At 62.7% G+C, this 13,100-nt stretch carries 15 protein-coding genes and 1 tRNA gene; 11 read left to right on the forward strand and 5 right to left on the reverse strand.

Features of this window, described 5'->3' with window-relative positions:
* Window positions 1-106 precede the first annotated feature (106 nt).
* Both NZ746_04500 and NZ746_04505 read left to right on the forward strand, forming a co-directional pair.
* The gene (locus tag NZ746_04500; GenBank protein MCS6816626.1) at window positions 107-661 is read left to right on the forward strand and encodes a hemerythrin domain-containing protein; all 555 of its coding nucleotides are present in this window, start codon (window positions 107-109) and stop codon (window positions 659-661) included.
* A gap of 42 nt (window positions 662-703) precedes the next feature.
* A complete protein-coding gene (locus NZ746_04505) occupies window positions 704-1,501 on the forward strand; it encodes a YwiC-like family protein (GenBank protein MCS6816627.1) in 798 nt (265 codons plus the stop codon).
* 10 nt (window positions 1,502-1,511) lie between these two features.
* On the opposite strand, the gene NZ746_04510 is transcribed toward NZ746_04505, so the two are convergent.
* Window positions 1,512-2,597 (reverse strand): sugar phosphate nucleotidyltransferase, encoded by a 1,086-nt coding sequence (locus NZ746_04510; GenBank protein ID MCS6816628.1) that lies wholly within the window; start codon window positions 2,595-2,597, stop codon window positions 1,512-1,514.
* A gap of 31 nt (window positions 2,598-2,628) precedes the next feature.
* Entirely contained in the window at window positions 2,629-2,868 is a 240-nt protein-coding gene (locus NZ746_04515) for a hypothetical protein (protein ID MCS6816629.1), read from the reverse strand.
* Window positions 2,869-2,945: 77 nt separating this feature from the next.
* Between NZ746_04515 and NZ746_04520 the strand changes: the two genes are divergently transcribed.
* The 4 genes from NZ746_04520 to NZ746_04535 all read left to right on the forward strand — a co-directional run bounded on the left by NZ746_04520 (window position 2,946) and on the right by NZ746_04535 (window position 6,386).
* Window positions 2,946-3,022 (forward strand) — tRNA-Arg (locus NZ746_04520).
* Window positions 3,023-3,099: 77 nt separating this feature from the next.
* Window positions 3,100-4,452, forward strand: coding sequence for a threonine synthase (gene thrC, locus NZ746_04525; protein MCS6816630.1), 1,353 nt, complete (start codon window positions 3,100-3,102; stop codon window positions 4,450-4,452).
* A 15-nt stretch (window positions 4,453-4,467) separates the two neighbouring features.
* Window positions 4,468-5,295 (forward strand): pyrroline-5-carboxylate reductase, encoded by an 828-nt coding sequence (proC, locus tag NZ746_04530; protein MCS6816631.1) that lies wholly within the window; start codon window positions 4,468-4,470, stop codon window positions 5,293-5,295.
* Window positions 5,292-6,386: a M20/M25/M40 family metallo-hydrolase gene (locus tag NZ746_04535; protein MCS6816632.1), complete on the forward strand. Its 1,095-nt coding sequence runs from the start codon at window positions 5,292-5,294 to the stop codon at window positions 6,384-6,386. Before proC ends, NZ746_04535 begins: the two co-directional genes overlap by 4 nt.
* On the opposite strand, the gene NZ746_04540 is transcribed toward NZ746_04535, so the two are convergent.
* Window positions 6,374-6,910 (reverse strand): GNAT family N-acetyltransferase, encoded by a 537-nt coding sequence (locus tag NZ746_04540; GenBank protein ID MCS6816633.1) that lies wholly within the window; start codon window positions 6,908-6,910, stop codon window positions 6,374-6,376. The two genes, NZ746_04535 and NZ746_04540, sit on opposite strands and share 13 nt — an antisense overlap.
* A 193-nt stretch (window positions 6,911-7,103) precedes the next feature.
* Here NZ746_04540 and NZ746_04545 point away from each other — a divergent pair, with 193 nt between their 5' ends.
* Genes NZ746_04545 through NZ746_04565 form a run of 5 tightly spaced genes read left to right on the forward strand, consistent with a single transcriptional unit; the run spans window position 7,104 to window position 11,175 of the window.
* The gene (locus tag NZ746_04545) at window positions 7,104-7,325 is read left to right on the forward strand and encodes a zinc ribbon domain-containing protein (GenBank protein MCS6816634.1); all 222 of its coding nucleotides are present in this window, start codon (window positions 7,104-7,106) and stop codon (window positions 7,323-7,325) included.
* The gene (locus NZ746_04550) at window positions 7,310-8,872 is read left to right on the forward strand and encodes a methylmalonyl-CoA carboxyltransferase (protein ID MCS6816635.1); all 1,563 of its coding nucleotides are present in this window, start codon (window positions 7,310-7,312) and stop codon (window positions 8,870-8,872) included. The genes NZ746_04545 and NZ746_04550 overlap by 16 nt, the downstream gene beginning before the upstream one ends.
* Before the next feature lie 34 nt (window positions 8,873-8,906).
* On the forward strand, window positions 8,907-9,419 hold the full coding sequence (locus NZ746_04555; protein ID MCS6816636.1) for a hypothetical protein: 513 nt from the start codon (window positions 8,907-8,909) through the stop codon (window positions 9,417-9,419).
* A gap of 3 nt (window positions 9,420-9,422) precedes the next feature.
* Window positions 9,423-10,367 (forward strand): ABC transporter ATP-binding protein, encoded by a 945-nt coding sequence (locus tag NZ746_04560; GenBank protein MCS6816637.1) that lies wholly within the window; start codon window positions 9,423-9,425, stop codon window positions 10,365-10,367.
* Window positions 10,368-10,371: 4 nt separating this feature from the next.
* Window positions 10,372-11,175: an ABC transporter permease subunit gene (locus tag NZ746_04565; protein MCS6816638.1), complete on the forward strand. Its 804-nt coding sequence runs from the start codon at window positions 10,372-10,374 to the stop codon at window positions 11,173-11,175.
* Window positions 11,176-11,191: 16 nt separating this feature from the next.
* Here NZ746_04565 and NZ746_04570 read toward each other — a convergent pair whose 3' ends face one another.
* Both NZ746_04570 and NZ746_04575 read right to left on the reverse strand, forming a co-directional pair.
* Complete coding sequence (locus tag NZ746_04570; protein ID MCS6816639.1) at window positions 11,192-11,644, reverse strand: c-type cytochrome; 453 nt, start codon at window positions 11,642-11,644, stop codon at window positions 11,192-11,194.
* A gap of 166 nt (window positions 11,645-11,810) precedes the next feature.
* Entirely contained in the window at window positions 11,811-12,704 is an 894-nt protein-coding gene (locus NZ746_04575) for a DUF4968 domain-containing protein (protein ID MCS6816640.1), read from the reverse strand.
* Window positions 12,705-13,100: the final 396 nt, after the last annotated feature.

Here is a 13,100-nt window from a genome sequence, read left to right on the forward strand (position 1 = left end):
GAGCGGCGCGAGTTGCTGCGGCGATGTCTCGATGGGCCTCGGCCGTGAACGCGCGCGGTCTTCGGGGCGATGGGGATGCGACGAATTTCGGAGAAGGAGGCGAGATATGCCTGGACCGGTTGAGATTTTGATGCATGAGCATCGGATCATCGAGCGGGCGCTTCGCGCGCTGCGCGGCGTGTGTCAGCGATTGGCGAGCGGCGCATCGGTTCCCGCCGACGTGCCGCTGCAGCTTGTGGGGTTCTTCCAAACGTTCGCCGATCGCTGCCATCACGGGAAGGAGGAGAAGCATCTCTTCCCGACGCTCGAAGCACACGGCGTGCCGCGCGAGGGCGGACCGATCGGCGTTATGCTCGACGAGCATGAGCTGGGGCGTGGACTCGTGCGCGAGATGGCCGAAGCGGCATCAGCTTACGGGCGTGGGGAGTCGGATGCGGCTTCGCGCTTCGTGAGCGCCGCCGAGCGATACATGGATTTACTGGCGCAGCACATCTACAAGGAGGATAATGTGCTCTTTCGGATCGCCGAGAACGTCCTCGAGGCGCCGACGAAAGCGGCGCTCACGGAAGCGTTCGAGCGCGAGGAAGCGGCGCTCGGGCTCGGGACGCACGAGCACTATGAGGCGCTGGCGAGCGAGCTGGAGAAGACGTGGGCGACGTGAAGCGAAACCGACGCTCGCGCCCCTTGAGGAGGGAAGCCGACGATGGGTTGGCGCGGTCGTCTGAAGCTGCCGAAGGAGCATGGAGCATGGGCGATGCTCTATGTCCCGCTCGCGATCGGGACGCTCGCCGCTGAGGGCGAGCGCCGTCCGGTGCTGTGGTTGGGCTTGGCCGTGACATTTCTCTTCATCGCGCGCGAATCGGTGCTCGCGTGGTGGCGAGCGCGTCGTCGCGGTCAGCGGGCTGAGTCCGCGCGAACGTTGACGCTCATCTACCTCGGGTTGGCGCTCGTCTTCGGCGCCCCGCTGCTTTTGGAATATCGGCTGTTCGGTTTGATCCCGTTGGCGATCGGCGCCATGGGCCTACTGTTTGTGAACGCCGAACAGGCCGTGCGACTGGAAGACCGCACGATCCTCGGAGAGCTGCTCGCGATCCTCGGACTCACGATGACGGCACCGGCGGCGCATTACGCGATCCGGCGGGAGTGGGAACCAATGGCCGTGGGGCTTTGGGGAGTGAGCGCGCTTTATTTCGCGAGCAGCGTCTTCTACGTCAAGCTGCGCGTGCAGGCCGCGTATGGACGATCGCCGGAGCGGCGAGAACGCGCGCGGCGACAGTGCGCGATCTATCACGCGTTCCTGATCATCGCGCTACTGGGGCTGGCCTTCACGCACCGCATGGGCGTGTTTCTGGCGATCGCCTTCGCTCCGGCGCTCGGGCGCGCGCTTCGGCATGTCGTTCGACCGGCCGAGCGCGTTGATCTCCGACGCGTCGGGCTCGCGGAGATTGCTAATGCCCTCGTCTTTCTGATCTTCGCCGCTTTGGCCTTTCGCTCTCTTTGATTCCGAAGCCTCAGCACAGCTTCTCGCGGCCCGCGCGTTTCAACTGTTCCGGAAATTGGCGCACGTCCTGCGAACGGGCGAGATCGGCGACGAGCACGACATCGGGCGTGTCCACGATCATGATGCGCTCCAGCCCAAGCGCGGCGATCAGCCGCCCGGTCTGCGAGTAGATGAGTGAATCCCGCACATCAATGAGCAGCGCATCGCCGAGGATCAAATTTCGCGCCTCGTCATGTTCGCGCGCGCGCAATTCGTAAACGGCTTGCCAACTGCCGACATCGCTCCAACCGAAGGTGACCGGGAGCACGTAGATCGGCTCCTCCGTCTTCTCCATGATGCCGTAGTCGATCGAGATCGCCTCGACTTCACCGTAGACGGCTTCCAAGGTCCGCTCATACGTGCCGCTTTGCAAGCTCTCTTCCAGTTGAGCGAGGGCGCGGGCCAAGCGAGGGAGATACCGCGCGATCTCTCGCCAAATGGTCTCCACCGAGAACGCGAAGATGCCGCTGTTCCACAAATACTGCCGGCTGGCGACGTACTGGTGCGCTGTCTGCAGATCGGGCTTCTCCACGAACCGCTCCGCGCGATAGACGGGATGGCCGAGGACGGGATCGCATGGCGCGCCTTTGAGGATGTAGCCATAGCCAGTCTCTGGGCGCGTGGGGGTGATGCCCAAAGTCGCAATCCCTCCCGAGCGCACGAGCATCGCGGCAGCGCGCAGTGCGTCTCGGAAGGCCTCTTCATCGGCGACGAAGTGATCCGACGGCACGGCGATCAACACGGCCTCACTCGCCTCGCGCTTGACCTGCAGCGCGGCCAAGCCGATGCAAGGAGCCGTATTCCGTCCCTCCGGCTCCACGAGAATCCGCACGGCGCGCTCCTTGAAGATCTCTCGCACGCGAGGCTCGTGCCAACGATTGGTGACGATCAGAATGCGCGAATCGTCCACAAGCGGAGCCACGCGGAGATACGTCTCCTCAATGAGCGGGCGCGAGCCCGTGATGTTGAGGAACTGTTTCGGCAACCGCGCTCGGCTCGCCGGCCAAAAGCGCGTGCCCGATCCTCCGGCCATGATCGCAACGTAGATCGCATCCATACGATGCCTCCTTGTCCCACTGAGCAGCCGATCAGCACGGCCACCCGACGTTCTCGAATGCTTCCTCATCCGCGAGCGATCCGGATAGCGCTAGGACGACTGAGAGCGATTCCCACTGGCCCTGCGCCTGAACAAGCTCCACAACGACATCGGCTCGTCGAGCAATCCCCTCCATCACGATGAACGCTGCGGGGGATCCTCCTGTCCTCGACGTGACCTTCTCACTGTACACGGCTTTCGAGCGGGGAGCAACGGCGGGCCGTCGCTTCACGCGGCATGCGAGGCGCGAACGGGCTGGACAGCTTCAGGCAAGCGTGGTATCTTTCCGAGTGCTCGGACGATGAGCGCGCGCCCGTAGCTCAGTTGGACAGAGCGTCGGCCTCCGGAGCCGAAGGTCGCTGGTTCGAATCCAGTCGGGCGCGCCATTTTCTTTGCGTCGGTTGACAGGGGGCGATGGCGATTCCCCTCAAGCCGAGCGCGGACGATCACGGAGAAAGCACCTATGGATGAGGCCAACATGCGCTCGCTCTGGCGCGAGGCGGCGCTCGAATGCCTCAATGACGCCTGTCGCCGACGCTACCCCCTCACGGAGAAACTCTTCGCGTGCCCCGCTTGCGATGATGTGCTCTCGATCGCCTACGAGCCGACTGGCGAAGCTCCCGATGCCGTGCGAGCCCGCTGGCGCGAGCGTCGGCTCTCGAACGATCCACTCGATCAAAGTGGCGTTTGGCGCTTTCGGGAATGTTTGCCGCCGATCCCGCTTCAGCACGTCGTCACCCTACGGGAGGGGAACACGCCGATTTATCGCGCGCGCTTCTCTGCTCAATACGCTGGCGTTCGCAACCTTCTCTTCAAACACCTCGGCTTCAATCCAACGGGGTCGTTCAAGGATTACGGCATGACGGTGGCCGTCAGTCAGGCCCGAGCGCTCGGCGCGCGCGTGCTCGTTTGCGCCTCCACTGGGAATACGTCGGCTTCGATGGCCGCCTATGCCGCGCGCGCGGGGATGCGGGCTGTCGTCCTCATCCCGAGTGAGAACGTCGCCTTGGGCAAAGTGGCGCAAGCGCTCGAATACGGGGCGGTGACGTTGCGCGTGAAGGGCGCCAATTTCGATGACGTCTTGCGCCTGGTGCGCCAGCTGAGCGCGCGGCCGGACGTCTATCTTTTGAACTCGCTCAATCCCTTTCGGATCGAGGGGCAGAAGGCGATCTTCATTGAGCTGCTCGATCAACTCGGATGGGAAGTGCCAGAGCATCTTGTCGTCCCGGGGGGGAATTTGGGAAATTCCGCGGCGCTCTTCAAGGCGATGGAGGAGTTGCGACGTTTGGGATTCATCGCGCGATGGCCGAAGCTGACCATCGTACAAGCGCAAGGGGCGAGTCCGCTCGCGACGGCCGTCGCTCAGGGCGCCAAGCGGATCACGCCGGTCCCGCAGCCGCGCACGCATGCGACGGCCATTCGCATCGGCCATCCGGTGAATTGGAGACGCGCGCTGCACGCGTTGGAAACGACCGGAGGGTTCTGTGTGGCCGTGAGCGAAGAGGAGATCGCGGAGGCGAAGGCGGCCATCGGACGCGAAGGTCTGGGTTGCGAACCGGCTTCGGCGGCGACGCTCGCCGGCATCAAGAAGCTTCGCGAGGAGGGGAAGCTCGCTCCTTCGGAGACGATCGTGGCCCTGTTGACGGGCCATCTCTTGAAAGACCCCGAATACACGATGCGCTATCACAGCGGTCAGCTCGATGATGCGCTCACCGGACGCCCTCTCCGCGCTCGTTTGGCCAATCCCCCGATCTGCGTAGAGCCGCATCTTGACGCGCTCATCCGATGCCTCTACGATGAGGAGTCTTCATCCTGAGGCGAGGAGGCGAGGATGCTGCGGCACCGAAACTTGGCCGTCCTTGGCGCCGGTAAAATCGGCGAGGCGTTGATTCGAGGCCTGCTCGAATCGGAGCTTTTGGAGCGAGAGAACATCATCGCCACGGCGAAGCATCAGAAGCGGCTCGATTATCTGGCTGAGCATTACGGCGTGCGGACGACGCTCGACAACGCGCTCGCTGTCGAGCAAGCGGATCTGGTGCTCTTGAGCGTCAAGCCGCAGACGATGTGCGAGCTGCTGGAGGAGATCGCGCCGGCCGTCGCTCCCCGGCATCTGCTCATCTCCGTCGCGGCCTCGGTCCCCACGGCATTCATCGAGAGCTTGCTGCCAATCGAAGTCCCCGTCGTTCGCGCCATGCCCAACACGCCGTGCGTCATCCGTGCGGGAATGACGGTGCTTTGCCGCGGCCGCCATGCGACGGAATCGCATTTGCAACTGGCGCGCTCGCTCTTCGATGCCGTCGGACGCACGATGATCTTGGACGAGAGTCAGATGGACGCCGTGACGGGATTGAGCGCGAGCGGCCCAGCGTTCATCTACGTCATCATCGAATCGCTGGCCGAAGCGGGGGTGAAGGTGGGACTCGCGCGCGAGGTGGCCACGGAATTGGCCGCGCAGACGACGCTCGGGGCCGCGAAGATGGTGCTCGTCACCAACGAGCATCCGGCGAAGCTCAAGGATGCCGTGACCACGCCGGCCGGATGCACAATTGATGGCCTCCTGGAGCTGGAAGAGGGAGGCTTGCGCGTCACGTTGATCAAAGCCGTTGTCAAAGCCACGGAGCGCGCGCGCTGCTTGTTCTCGAACGGAGGGCGGACATGAAGAGCGATGCCCTCTCGGAACACGCACGAGCGACGCTTCGCGCACGCGTGCGCGAACTCACCGCCGTGCTCGTGGAAACGCCGACGCCAAGCGGGAATGAAGCCGCGCTCTATCCCTTTCTGACTGCTGTGCTCCAAGCTTGTGGCTTCCATGTGGAGCGGCAGATGACGTCGCTCGGACGCGAGAACCTCGTCGCCCGACGGGGACGAAGCACGCTGCTTTTTTCGGCGCACGTGGACACATATCCGGCTTACACGCATCCGGAGCCTTATCGGCTGCGCGAGGAGAATGGGCGACTCATCGGGCGCGGCGCCGTGGATTGCAAAGGACAAATCGCCGCACTGCTCTGCGCCGTCGAATTGATGGACGCGCCCTGCCAGATCGCCTTCGTCGTGGACGAAGAGCGCACGGCGCTCGGCTCGCGCGAGGTGCAAATTGAAGCCGATGGAGTGATCGTGCTGGAACCGACCGAGCTGCGTCCGGTCGTCGCACATGCCGGGGCGATCGAATTGGAAGTCGCCGTCTACGGGCGAGCGGCCCACGGGAGCATGCCGCACTGCGGAGAGAACGCTGTCCTCAAAGCCATGCGGGTCATCGAGGAGATCGCCCGCCTGCCCTTCCTCGAACAGACGCATCCGCTCTTCCCTCCCGCTCCATGGGTGACGCTGGGGAAGATCGAGGGGGGATTCGACACCATGGTCGTCCCCAATCGCTGTACCTTTCAAATGGACGTGCGCGTGCTACCGGGCGTCTCCATCCGCACGGCATGCGAACAATTGTTCGCCCTGGCGGCGCAATATGGAGCCGAGTTGACGATCCTCGATGTCTCGGAGCCTTCCGAGGTTGATGCGCAGCATCCGGTTGTGCGCGCGCTGATGGCCGCTCATGAGGCGATCACGGGAGAGCGCCCGACTCCTTGCGGCTACTACAGCTTCACCGATGCCACGCACTATCTCCAACGGGGTTTCCCCGCCATCGTCTATGGAGCTGGGAATCTCGGCGTCGCCCACTCCGACCACGAGTGGGTCTCGCTCGACGAGCTGGAGATCATGACCCGCGTCCTCGCTCATATGCTGGCTCACTGGGGATAAGCCTCCTCCTCGATCCGTCGGATCATGCGCACCCATTCGCCGAGCTGCACGCCACACTCTTCAAATCCCAAGCTCTGGTACCACCGGCGCGCATGCCAATTGCGCTCCCCCACCCAGAGGCTGACGTATGAGCGACCGCGCTCCCGGGCATACGCGATAGCCGCTTCGAGGAGCTTTCGCCCTACTCCTCGCCCCTTCCAGTCGGGATGGACGCAGATCTCGTGAATCTCGCCCGTTTCGCCCAAGCGCTTGTCCCACCACTCAGCGTGGATGCTCACGAACCCGATCAATCGCCCCTCGACCTCAGCGACGAAGAACCCTTCGGGTTCGCCGCTGTAGAGCCAGTTCAGATAATTGCGAATGCGGAACGTGGTCGTGTCGGCATATTCCTCCAAACCTCGATACGCCTGCCGATAGACCTCCTCCAACCGATCCAGTTCCTCGACACGCCCCCGTCGCACGATGATTGGCGGTGATGGAATCACGTCCACCATAACGCCCACCGCATTGACCTTCACGCACATATTATCGTCCCTTCGGGAGCTGCGAGGCAATCTACCGCTTCCTCTCGCGCGCTCGGGCGCAAGAGGGCGGATTGCTCGTCAGGCGTTCTGAGTCTTCGCTTGCTTGCCCGGCGGCTGTTTTGATAAAGTGTGCGCTTGAGTGAGCGACGCAATGGAGATCTCCCGCTGGGGGACTCCGAAGGAGGGGAATGCCATGCCGATGTATGAGTACGTCTGCGAGAAATGCGGCGAGAAGTTCGAGAAGCTGGTTCTGTCTCCCGAGACGAAGATCGCCTGTCCGCGGTGCGGCAGCGCTTCGTGCGAACGGATCTACTCCTCGTTCGCCTTCGGCATGGCGCGGAAATTCATCGCGAGCGTTCGCTCCACGAGCGGATGCGGATGCTCGGCCGGAGGGTGCGGATGTCATCGCGGGTGACCATCGTCGAGAAACTCCACCATTTGCGCGAACTGAACCGCGTGGCCGAAGCCGGCGGCGGCCCCGAACGCGTGGCGCGTCAACATGCCGAAGGGAAGATGACGGCGCGCGAGCGGATCGAGTACCTGCTCGATGAAGGCACGTTCGAAGAGTTCGACAAGTTCAAGAAGCATCGGTGCACGGATTTCGGCATGGCCGAGCATCAATATCTCGGCGATGGCGTCGTCGCCGGATGGGGGAAGATTGACGGACGGACGGTCTTCGTCTTCGCGCAAGACTTCACCGTCTTCGGGGGATCGCTCTCGGAGACCAATGCCGAGAAGATTTGCAAGATCATGGACCTGGCGATGAAAGTGGGCGCCCCCGTCATCGGCCTGAACGATTCCGGCGGAGCGCGCATTCAGGAGGGCGTGGCCTCGCTGGCGGGATACGCCGAGATCTTTCTGCGCAATGTGCTCGCCTCCGGAGTTGTGCCACAGATCTCGGCCATCATGGGGCCATGTGCTGGCGGCGCCGTCTACAGCCCGGCGCTCACCGATTTCATCATCATGACCAAGCGCACCAGCTACATGTTCATCACAGGGCCGGACGTCATCCGCGCCGTCACGCACGAAGAGGTGACCAAAGAGGAGCTCGGTGGTGCCATGACGCATAATACCAAGAGCGGCGTCGCGCACTTCGCCGTGGACACGGAAGAAGATTGCCTGAACTTGATCCGCGAATTGCTCTCCTTCCTGCCGTCAAACAATCTGGAGGATCCGCCCCGACGAACCTGCTCAGATCCGGTGGAGCGCATGGAGGAGCGCTTGGATACCCTCGTGCCGACCGAACCGCACATGCCGTATGACATCCGCGACGTCATTCACTTGGTCGTGGACGATGGATATTTCCTGGAGGTGCAGGAGCATTTCGCGCCGAACATCGTCATCGGCTTCGCTCGCCTCAACGGACGGCCCATCGGGATCGTCGCCAACCAACCGGCGTATCTGGCGGGCGTGCTCGACATTGATGCCTCGGTGAAGGCCGCTCGGTTCGTGCGCTTTTGCGACTGCTTCAACATCCCGATCATCACCTTCGAGGATGTGCCGGGTTTTCTGCCCGGCGTGGATCAAGAGCATCGCGGCGTCATCCGACATGGCGCCAAGCTCCTCTACGCTTACGCCGAGGCCACCGTGCCGAAGATCACCGTCATCACGCGGAAGGCCTATGGCGGCGCCTATTGCGTCATGGGCTCGAAGCATCTGCGCACGGACGTGAACTTCGCGTGGCCGACAGCCGAGATCGCCGTCATGGGCCCCGAAGGCGCGGTCAATATCCTCTATCGTCGAGAGATCCAAAGCGCGCGCGATCCGGAGGCCTTTCGCCTCGAGCGCATTCGCGAATACGAGGAGAAGTTCGCCTCCCCATATATCGCTGCCGAACGCGGGTTCATTGACGAAGTGATCGAGCCGCGCGCCACGCGCCCGAAATTGATCCGCGCCTTGGAGATGCTCGACACCAAGCGCGATACGAACCCGCCGCGCAAACACGGCAACATCCCGCTCTGAACGATCGGGAATCGCAAGGAGGGGAGAAGGGATCATGAGCGATGCACCCCAGTCCTCGTCGGCCAATGAGTGGTTGGAGAGGCTGCGCAGTGTTCTCCCGGCATACCGGGGATATGCTGATCAAACCTCTCGACGCGAGCAAGATGCTCTCTATCGTCGGTACTTGAGCGACCGAGTTGGTGGACTGCTTGCACCGTTAGAGCAGCTCATCGGCGAACGGGCTCACGCCGGACAGGTCATCGAGGTCTTGCCCCTGGAGCGCGTGCGCGAGAAGCTGCGCGCGCTCCTTCGCGAGCTGGAGGCTCCCGACTACGGGACGACTGCGTTCTTCAATGAACGCCCCGTGGACGAGACCGTGCTCGATCTGCTCTATCAGTACGATCTCGTGCTCAATGAGCACGTGCAAGACGCCTATGCGCAACTGGAAGGATTGCGCGCGCATCCACCGGAAGGCCTCTTGCTGGCGGCCGAACGTCTGGAGGCGACGGTCCTCGCTCTGGAAGCTGAGTTCGAGAGCCGGTGCGAAGTGATCCGCAACTGGACGTGAGCGATGATCACGACCAACGGGCTGACGAAAGTCTACGATGGGAAAGTCGCCGTCGAAGCGCTCACGATGGAGATTCGGCCCGGAGAGATCTTCGGCTTGCTCGGGCCAAATGGCGCGGGGAAGACGACGACCGTGCGCATGCTCGCGGCGCTCATCGCGCCTACCGCTGGAGAGGCGATCATCGGAGGATACCGCCTGGGGGAACAAGACGCCGCGATCCGACGCCTGGTGGGGATCGTGACCGAAGCCCCTGGCCTCTACGAACGCTTGAGCGCGCGAGAGAATTTGGAAGTGTACGCGCGGCTCTACGGCGTCGCGAACGTCGCGCGACAGGTCGAGAAGTACCTTCGTCTGCTGGACCTCTGGGATCGGCGGGATGAGCCGGTCGGAACGTTCTCCAAAGGCATGAAGCAGAAGTTGGCGCTCGCTCGCGCTCTTGTGCACGAGCCGAAGATCTTGCTCCTGGATGAGCCGACCTCTGGTCTCGATCCGCAGATGACGCGCGTCGTGCGGGAGTTCATCGCCGATCTCCGAAGCCAAGGGCGAACGATCCTCCTCTGCACGCACAATCTGGATGAGGCCGAGCGCTTGTGCGACCGCATCCTCGTGTTGAAGACCCGTCCGATCGCGCTCGACACGCCCGAAGCGTTGCACCGACGGCTCTTCGGACGGCGCATCGTGGTCACGCTCGCTGAAGTGACCGCAGGGATCCTGGAGCGCGTGCGCACCCTCCCGTTTGTGCGCGATCTGCAGTGCAATGGACGGCAGCTCTACATCGCGCTCGCCGATCCGGAGCACGAGAACCCGTACCTTGTGCGCGCGTTGGTCGAAGCAGGGGCGGCCATTCAATTCCTCACTGAGGAGGAGCATTCCCTGGAGGAGATCTACCTCCGCCTCCTCGAGGAGGAGGCCGCAGCCCAGCAGGCGGAAGCGGCGTCAGCGAGATGAGACCATGTCGCCCGTACTCGTCATCTTGAGAAAGGAATGGACCGACCTGCGGCGGCACCGCTTGCTCGTGCTCTCGATGGTCGTGCCAGCTCTCGTCTTCCTCCTGCTGCCGTTCATCCTCACGATCCTCATCCCGCTCTTTGATCCCTCGAGCTTGAGCGATCAGGATTTTCTGCGGATGATCGAAGTGTTGGGACGCGCGGAGCCGGAGTTACGGCGACTGGACCCTTTGGTGGTCCTGCACATCTACATCTTCCGACAGTTCGTCCTCATGCTTTTGCTCGTGCCGATTCTCGGCGCGCTCTCGATTGCGACCTACAGCATCATCGGGGAGAAGCAGAATCGCACGCTCGAGCCGCTTCTCGCGACGCCGATTGCGACGACCGAGCTTCTGTGGGGAAAGAGTCTGGCCGCGGCCATTCCGGCGACGCTGCTGGTGTGGGCCACTTTCGGACTCTACGTGCTGGGGATCCGTGCGTTGAGCCCTCCGGAAGTGCTTCCTCGCGTCGCGAATCCCGTCGGGCTCGGTCTCATCTTCCTCATCGGACCACTGGTCGCGGTCCTCAGTCTGGGACTTGGGGTGATCGTCTCTTCGCGCGCGAAGGATCCACGCACGGCGCAGCAGGTCGGGGTCGTCCTGATCCTCCCCATCATGGCTCTCTTCATCATGCAGATGCGCGGCTTCTTCCTCTTGGACGTCCGATGGCTCTTCGTGGGAGCAGCAGCGCTGCTTGCGCTCGATGTGGTCCTCCTGAAAATCGGCGCGCGCCTCTTCGAGCGAGAGACGATCCTCACTCGCTGGGGCTGAAGTCGGCGCGAGCTATCTATCGCGCGAGCGTGCGCAGGAAGTTCACCAGATGCCAGATCTCCTCCTGACTCAACGTCTTCTCAAAATCCGGCATGGGCGGATTTCCCTTGGCGATCTTCCAAAACAATTCCCCGTCGCTCTGCGCGCGCATCCGAGCGCGGTCGGTCAAATCTTTCGGCTTTATCTCGAGAGCTTCCGCCATAGGGCCATCGCCTTTACCGCTCTCTCCATGGCACATGGCGCATTGTTCGGCAAACAGGCTCTTCCCCTTGCGGATCGAAGCGCTCGTCGCCCGAATCGGATTCTTCATCCGCTTGGCCGATTCGGGAACGTTCCAACGATTGGACTCTTGTTTGGCGATCGGCCCAAGGGGGGCCCAAGAGGCCGACGAATATTCGCGCCCGAGGACCACAAGTGTCCCGATGATCATGATCCCCCAAAGAAGCGGAACCCAATTCTGACCTCGCATCGCTCCCCCTTCTCCGAAATCTCTTCCGAAGGAATTCCATTGTATCGGCTCTCGGAGCCCAGAGGCAAAGCGCGCGCGTCCCCAACCGCTTGCCCGGGCCAAGCGCGAGCTTGCTCGAAGGAAGACCGAAGGGCGTCATCGAATCGCCACGGTCACAGCCCGCCCTTCATCGGGGAACTTCACCCACGCGAGTCGGCGCATCGGCGATCATTTGGCGAAAGCTCGGGAACTTCCGCGCGTCCACGGTGAAGCTCCGAAATCCGTCCATGTAGTCGATGTCCAGGTAGATCACGTCGCACGGGATCTGACGCTGCCGAAACGCGCGGGCGATCTCGCGCACGCGACTTTCGGGCTCATAGCTCCATCGGGATTGTTGATAGCCGAGCGCCCACTTCGGCGGCAGCGGCATGCGTCCCACGAGTTCCGTATAGCGCTCGATGACTTTCCTCGGATCGGGCCCGTAGAAGACGTAGTAGTTCAGCTCGCCCTCCTCTGCGCCGAACGAATACTGATCGCGCCGCGTGCTCCCCAGATCGAAGCTGGAGCGCGAGGGATTGTCGAAGAAAATCCCGTAACTGCGTCCCTGACGCAAAGCCAGCAGGAGGGGGATGGATTGATAGAGCGGATCCGTCCCTCGTTGATACCCATAAGCGTCCGTGTTCCAGTTGACATACACTCGACCGCGATGCTCAAGTGGTCCTGCTCGTTCTCCCAGCCCGTAGTAATATTCGTCGGGCGGCATCACCTTCCACACGCGCACTTCCCGACCCTCCCAGCTCATGCCCGCTCCGGGGGCATCCGCCACGATGACCTCGCCCTGCCGATCGCGAATCGTCACTGCGCAAGGGGATTTGTGAATCTCGACGATCGGCTCCCACGTGCTCAGCCGAACGCTCATCCGATCCTCGCCGATCTCCACGGGGACGGTCGGCCATTCAGTCTTAACCACGGCCCAGCTCTCATTAGGGCCAAATGCCGCCCCTGGCGGCATCCGAACCCGAATGAGATCGGTTGCCAAAACAGTGACCTGAAGCTGCGCGTTCTGACAATCGAGTGTCACCCCGCGCGCCTGGCGCGTGACCAAACGGGCTGAGCCGATTCGTTGCTATTGCCCGACCGTTGGGAAGACTTGGGCCAGAAGTGCAAACGAGACCGCGAGCCCCACGCGTAGAGCTCTCCGATGCCGGGCACCTAAGGCGAATGACCGAAGCATATCCCTCTCCTCAGTGCGAAGAAGCTGACCTTGATCTCGTGCTCTCCTCGTCCAATGATTCTGCGTGCTGAAGATCGGGTGGCATTCTAACTCCTCCCTCGCGTCTCCTCAACAGGCAGGCGAAAGGGGGTAGCACGAGCCTCCCGGCTCGTCGAAGGAGCTGATCGGGCGAAGGGCGCGACCAGCGCTCTTCCGCGGGCGCGCGGTGGGGAACATCTCGGGCTCGATTTTCTCCCCACCTTC

The sequence above is a fragment of the Blastocatellia bacterium genome, assembly GCA_025055075.1.
GTDB lineage: Bacteria > Acidobacteriota > Blastocatellia > HR10 > HR10 > HR10.

Bases quoted from the DNA above. Each gene is read 5' to 3' on its own strand.
- NZ746_04500 (MCS6816626.1), top strand. From the start codon at position 107: ATGCCTGGACCGGTTGAGATTTTGATGCATGAGCATCGGATCATCGAG.
- NZ746_04505 (MCS6816627.1), top strand. From the start codon at position 704: ATGGGTTGGCGCGGTCGTCTGAAGCTGCCGAAGGAGCATGGAGCATGG.
- NZ746_04510 (MCS6816628.1), bottom strand. From the start codon at position 2,597: ATGGATGCGATCTACGTTGCGATCATGGCCGGAGGATCGGGCACGCGC.
- thrC (MCS6816630.1), top strand. From the start codon at position 3,100: ATGGATGAGGCCAACATGCGCTCGCTCTGGCGCGAGGCGGCGCTCGAA.
- proC (MCS6816631.1), top strand. From the start codon at position 4,468: ATGCTGCGGCACCGAAACTTGGCCGTCCTTGGCGCCGGTAAAATCGGC.
- NZ746_04535 (MCS6816632.1), top strand. From the start codon at position 5,292: ATGAAGAGCGATGCCCTCTCGGAACACGCACGAGCGACGCTTCGCGCA.
- NZ746_04540 (MCS6816633.1), bottom strand. From the start codon at position 6,910: ATGTGCGTGAAGGTCAATGCGGTGGGCGTTATGGTGGACGTGATTCCA.
- NZ746_04545 (MCS6816634.1), top strand. From the start codon at position 7,104: ATGCCGATGTATGAGTACGTCTGCGAGAAATGCGGCGAGAAGTTCGAG.
- NZ746_04550 (MCS6816635.1), top strand. From the start codon at position 7,310: ATGTCATCGCGGGTGACCATCGTCGAGAAACTCCACCATTTGCGCGAA.
- NZ746_04555 (MCS6816636.1), top strand. From the start codon at position 8,907: ATGAGCGATGCACCCCAGTCCTCGTCGGCCAATGAGTGGTTGGAGAGG.
- NZ746_04560 (MCS6816637.1), top strand. From the start codon at position 9,423: ATGATCACGACCAACGGGCTGACGAAAGTCTACGATGGGAAAGTCGCC.
- NZ746_04565 (MCS6816638.1), top strand. From the start codon at position 10,372: ATGTCGCCCGTACTCGTCATCTTGAGAAAGGAATGGACCGACCTGCGG.
- NZ746_04570 (MCS6816639.1), bottom strand. From the start codon at position 11,644: ATGCGAGGTCAGAATTGGGTTCCGCTTCTTTGGGGGATCATGATCATC.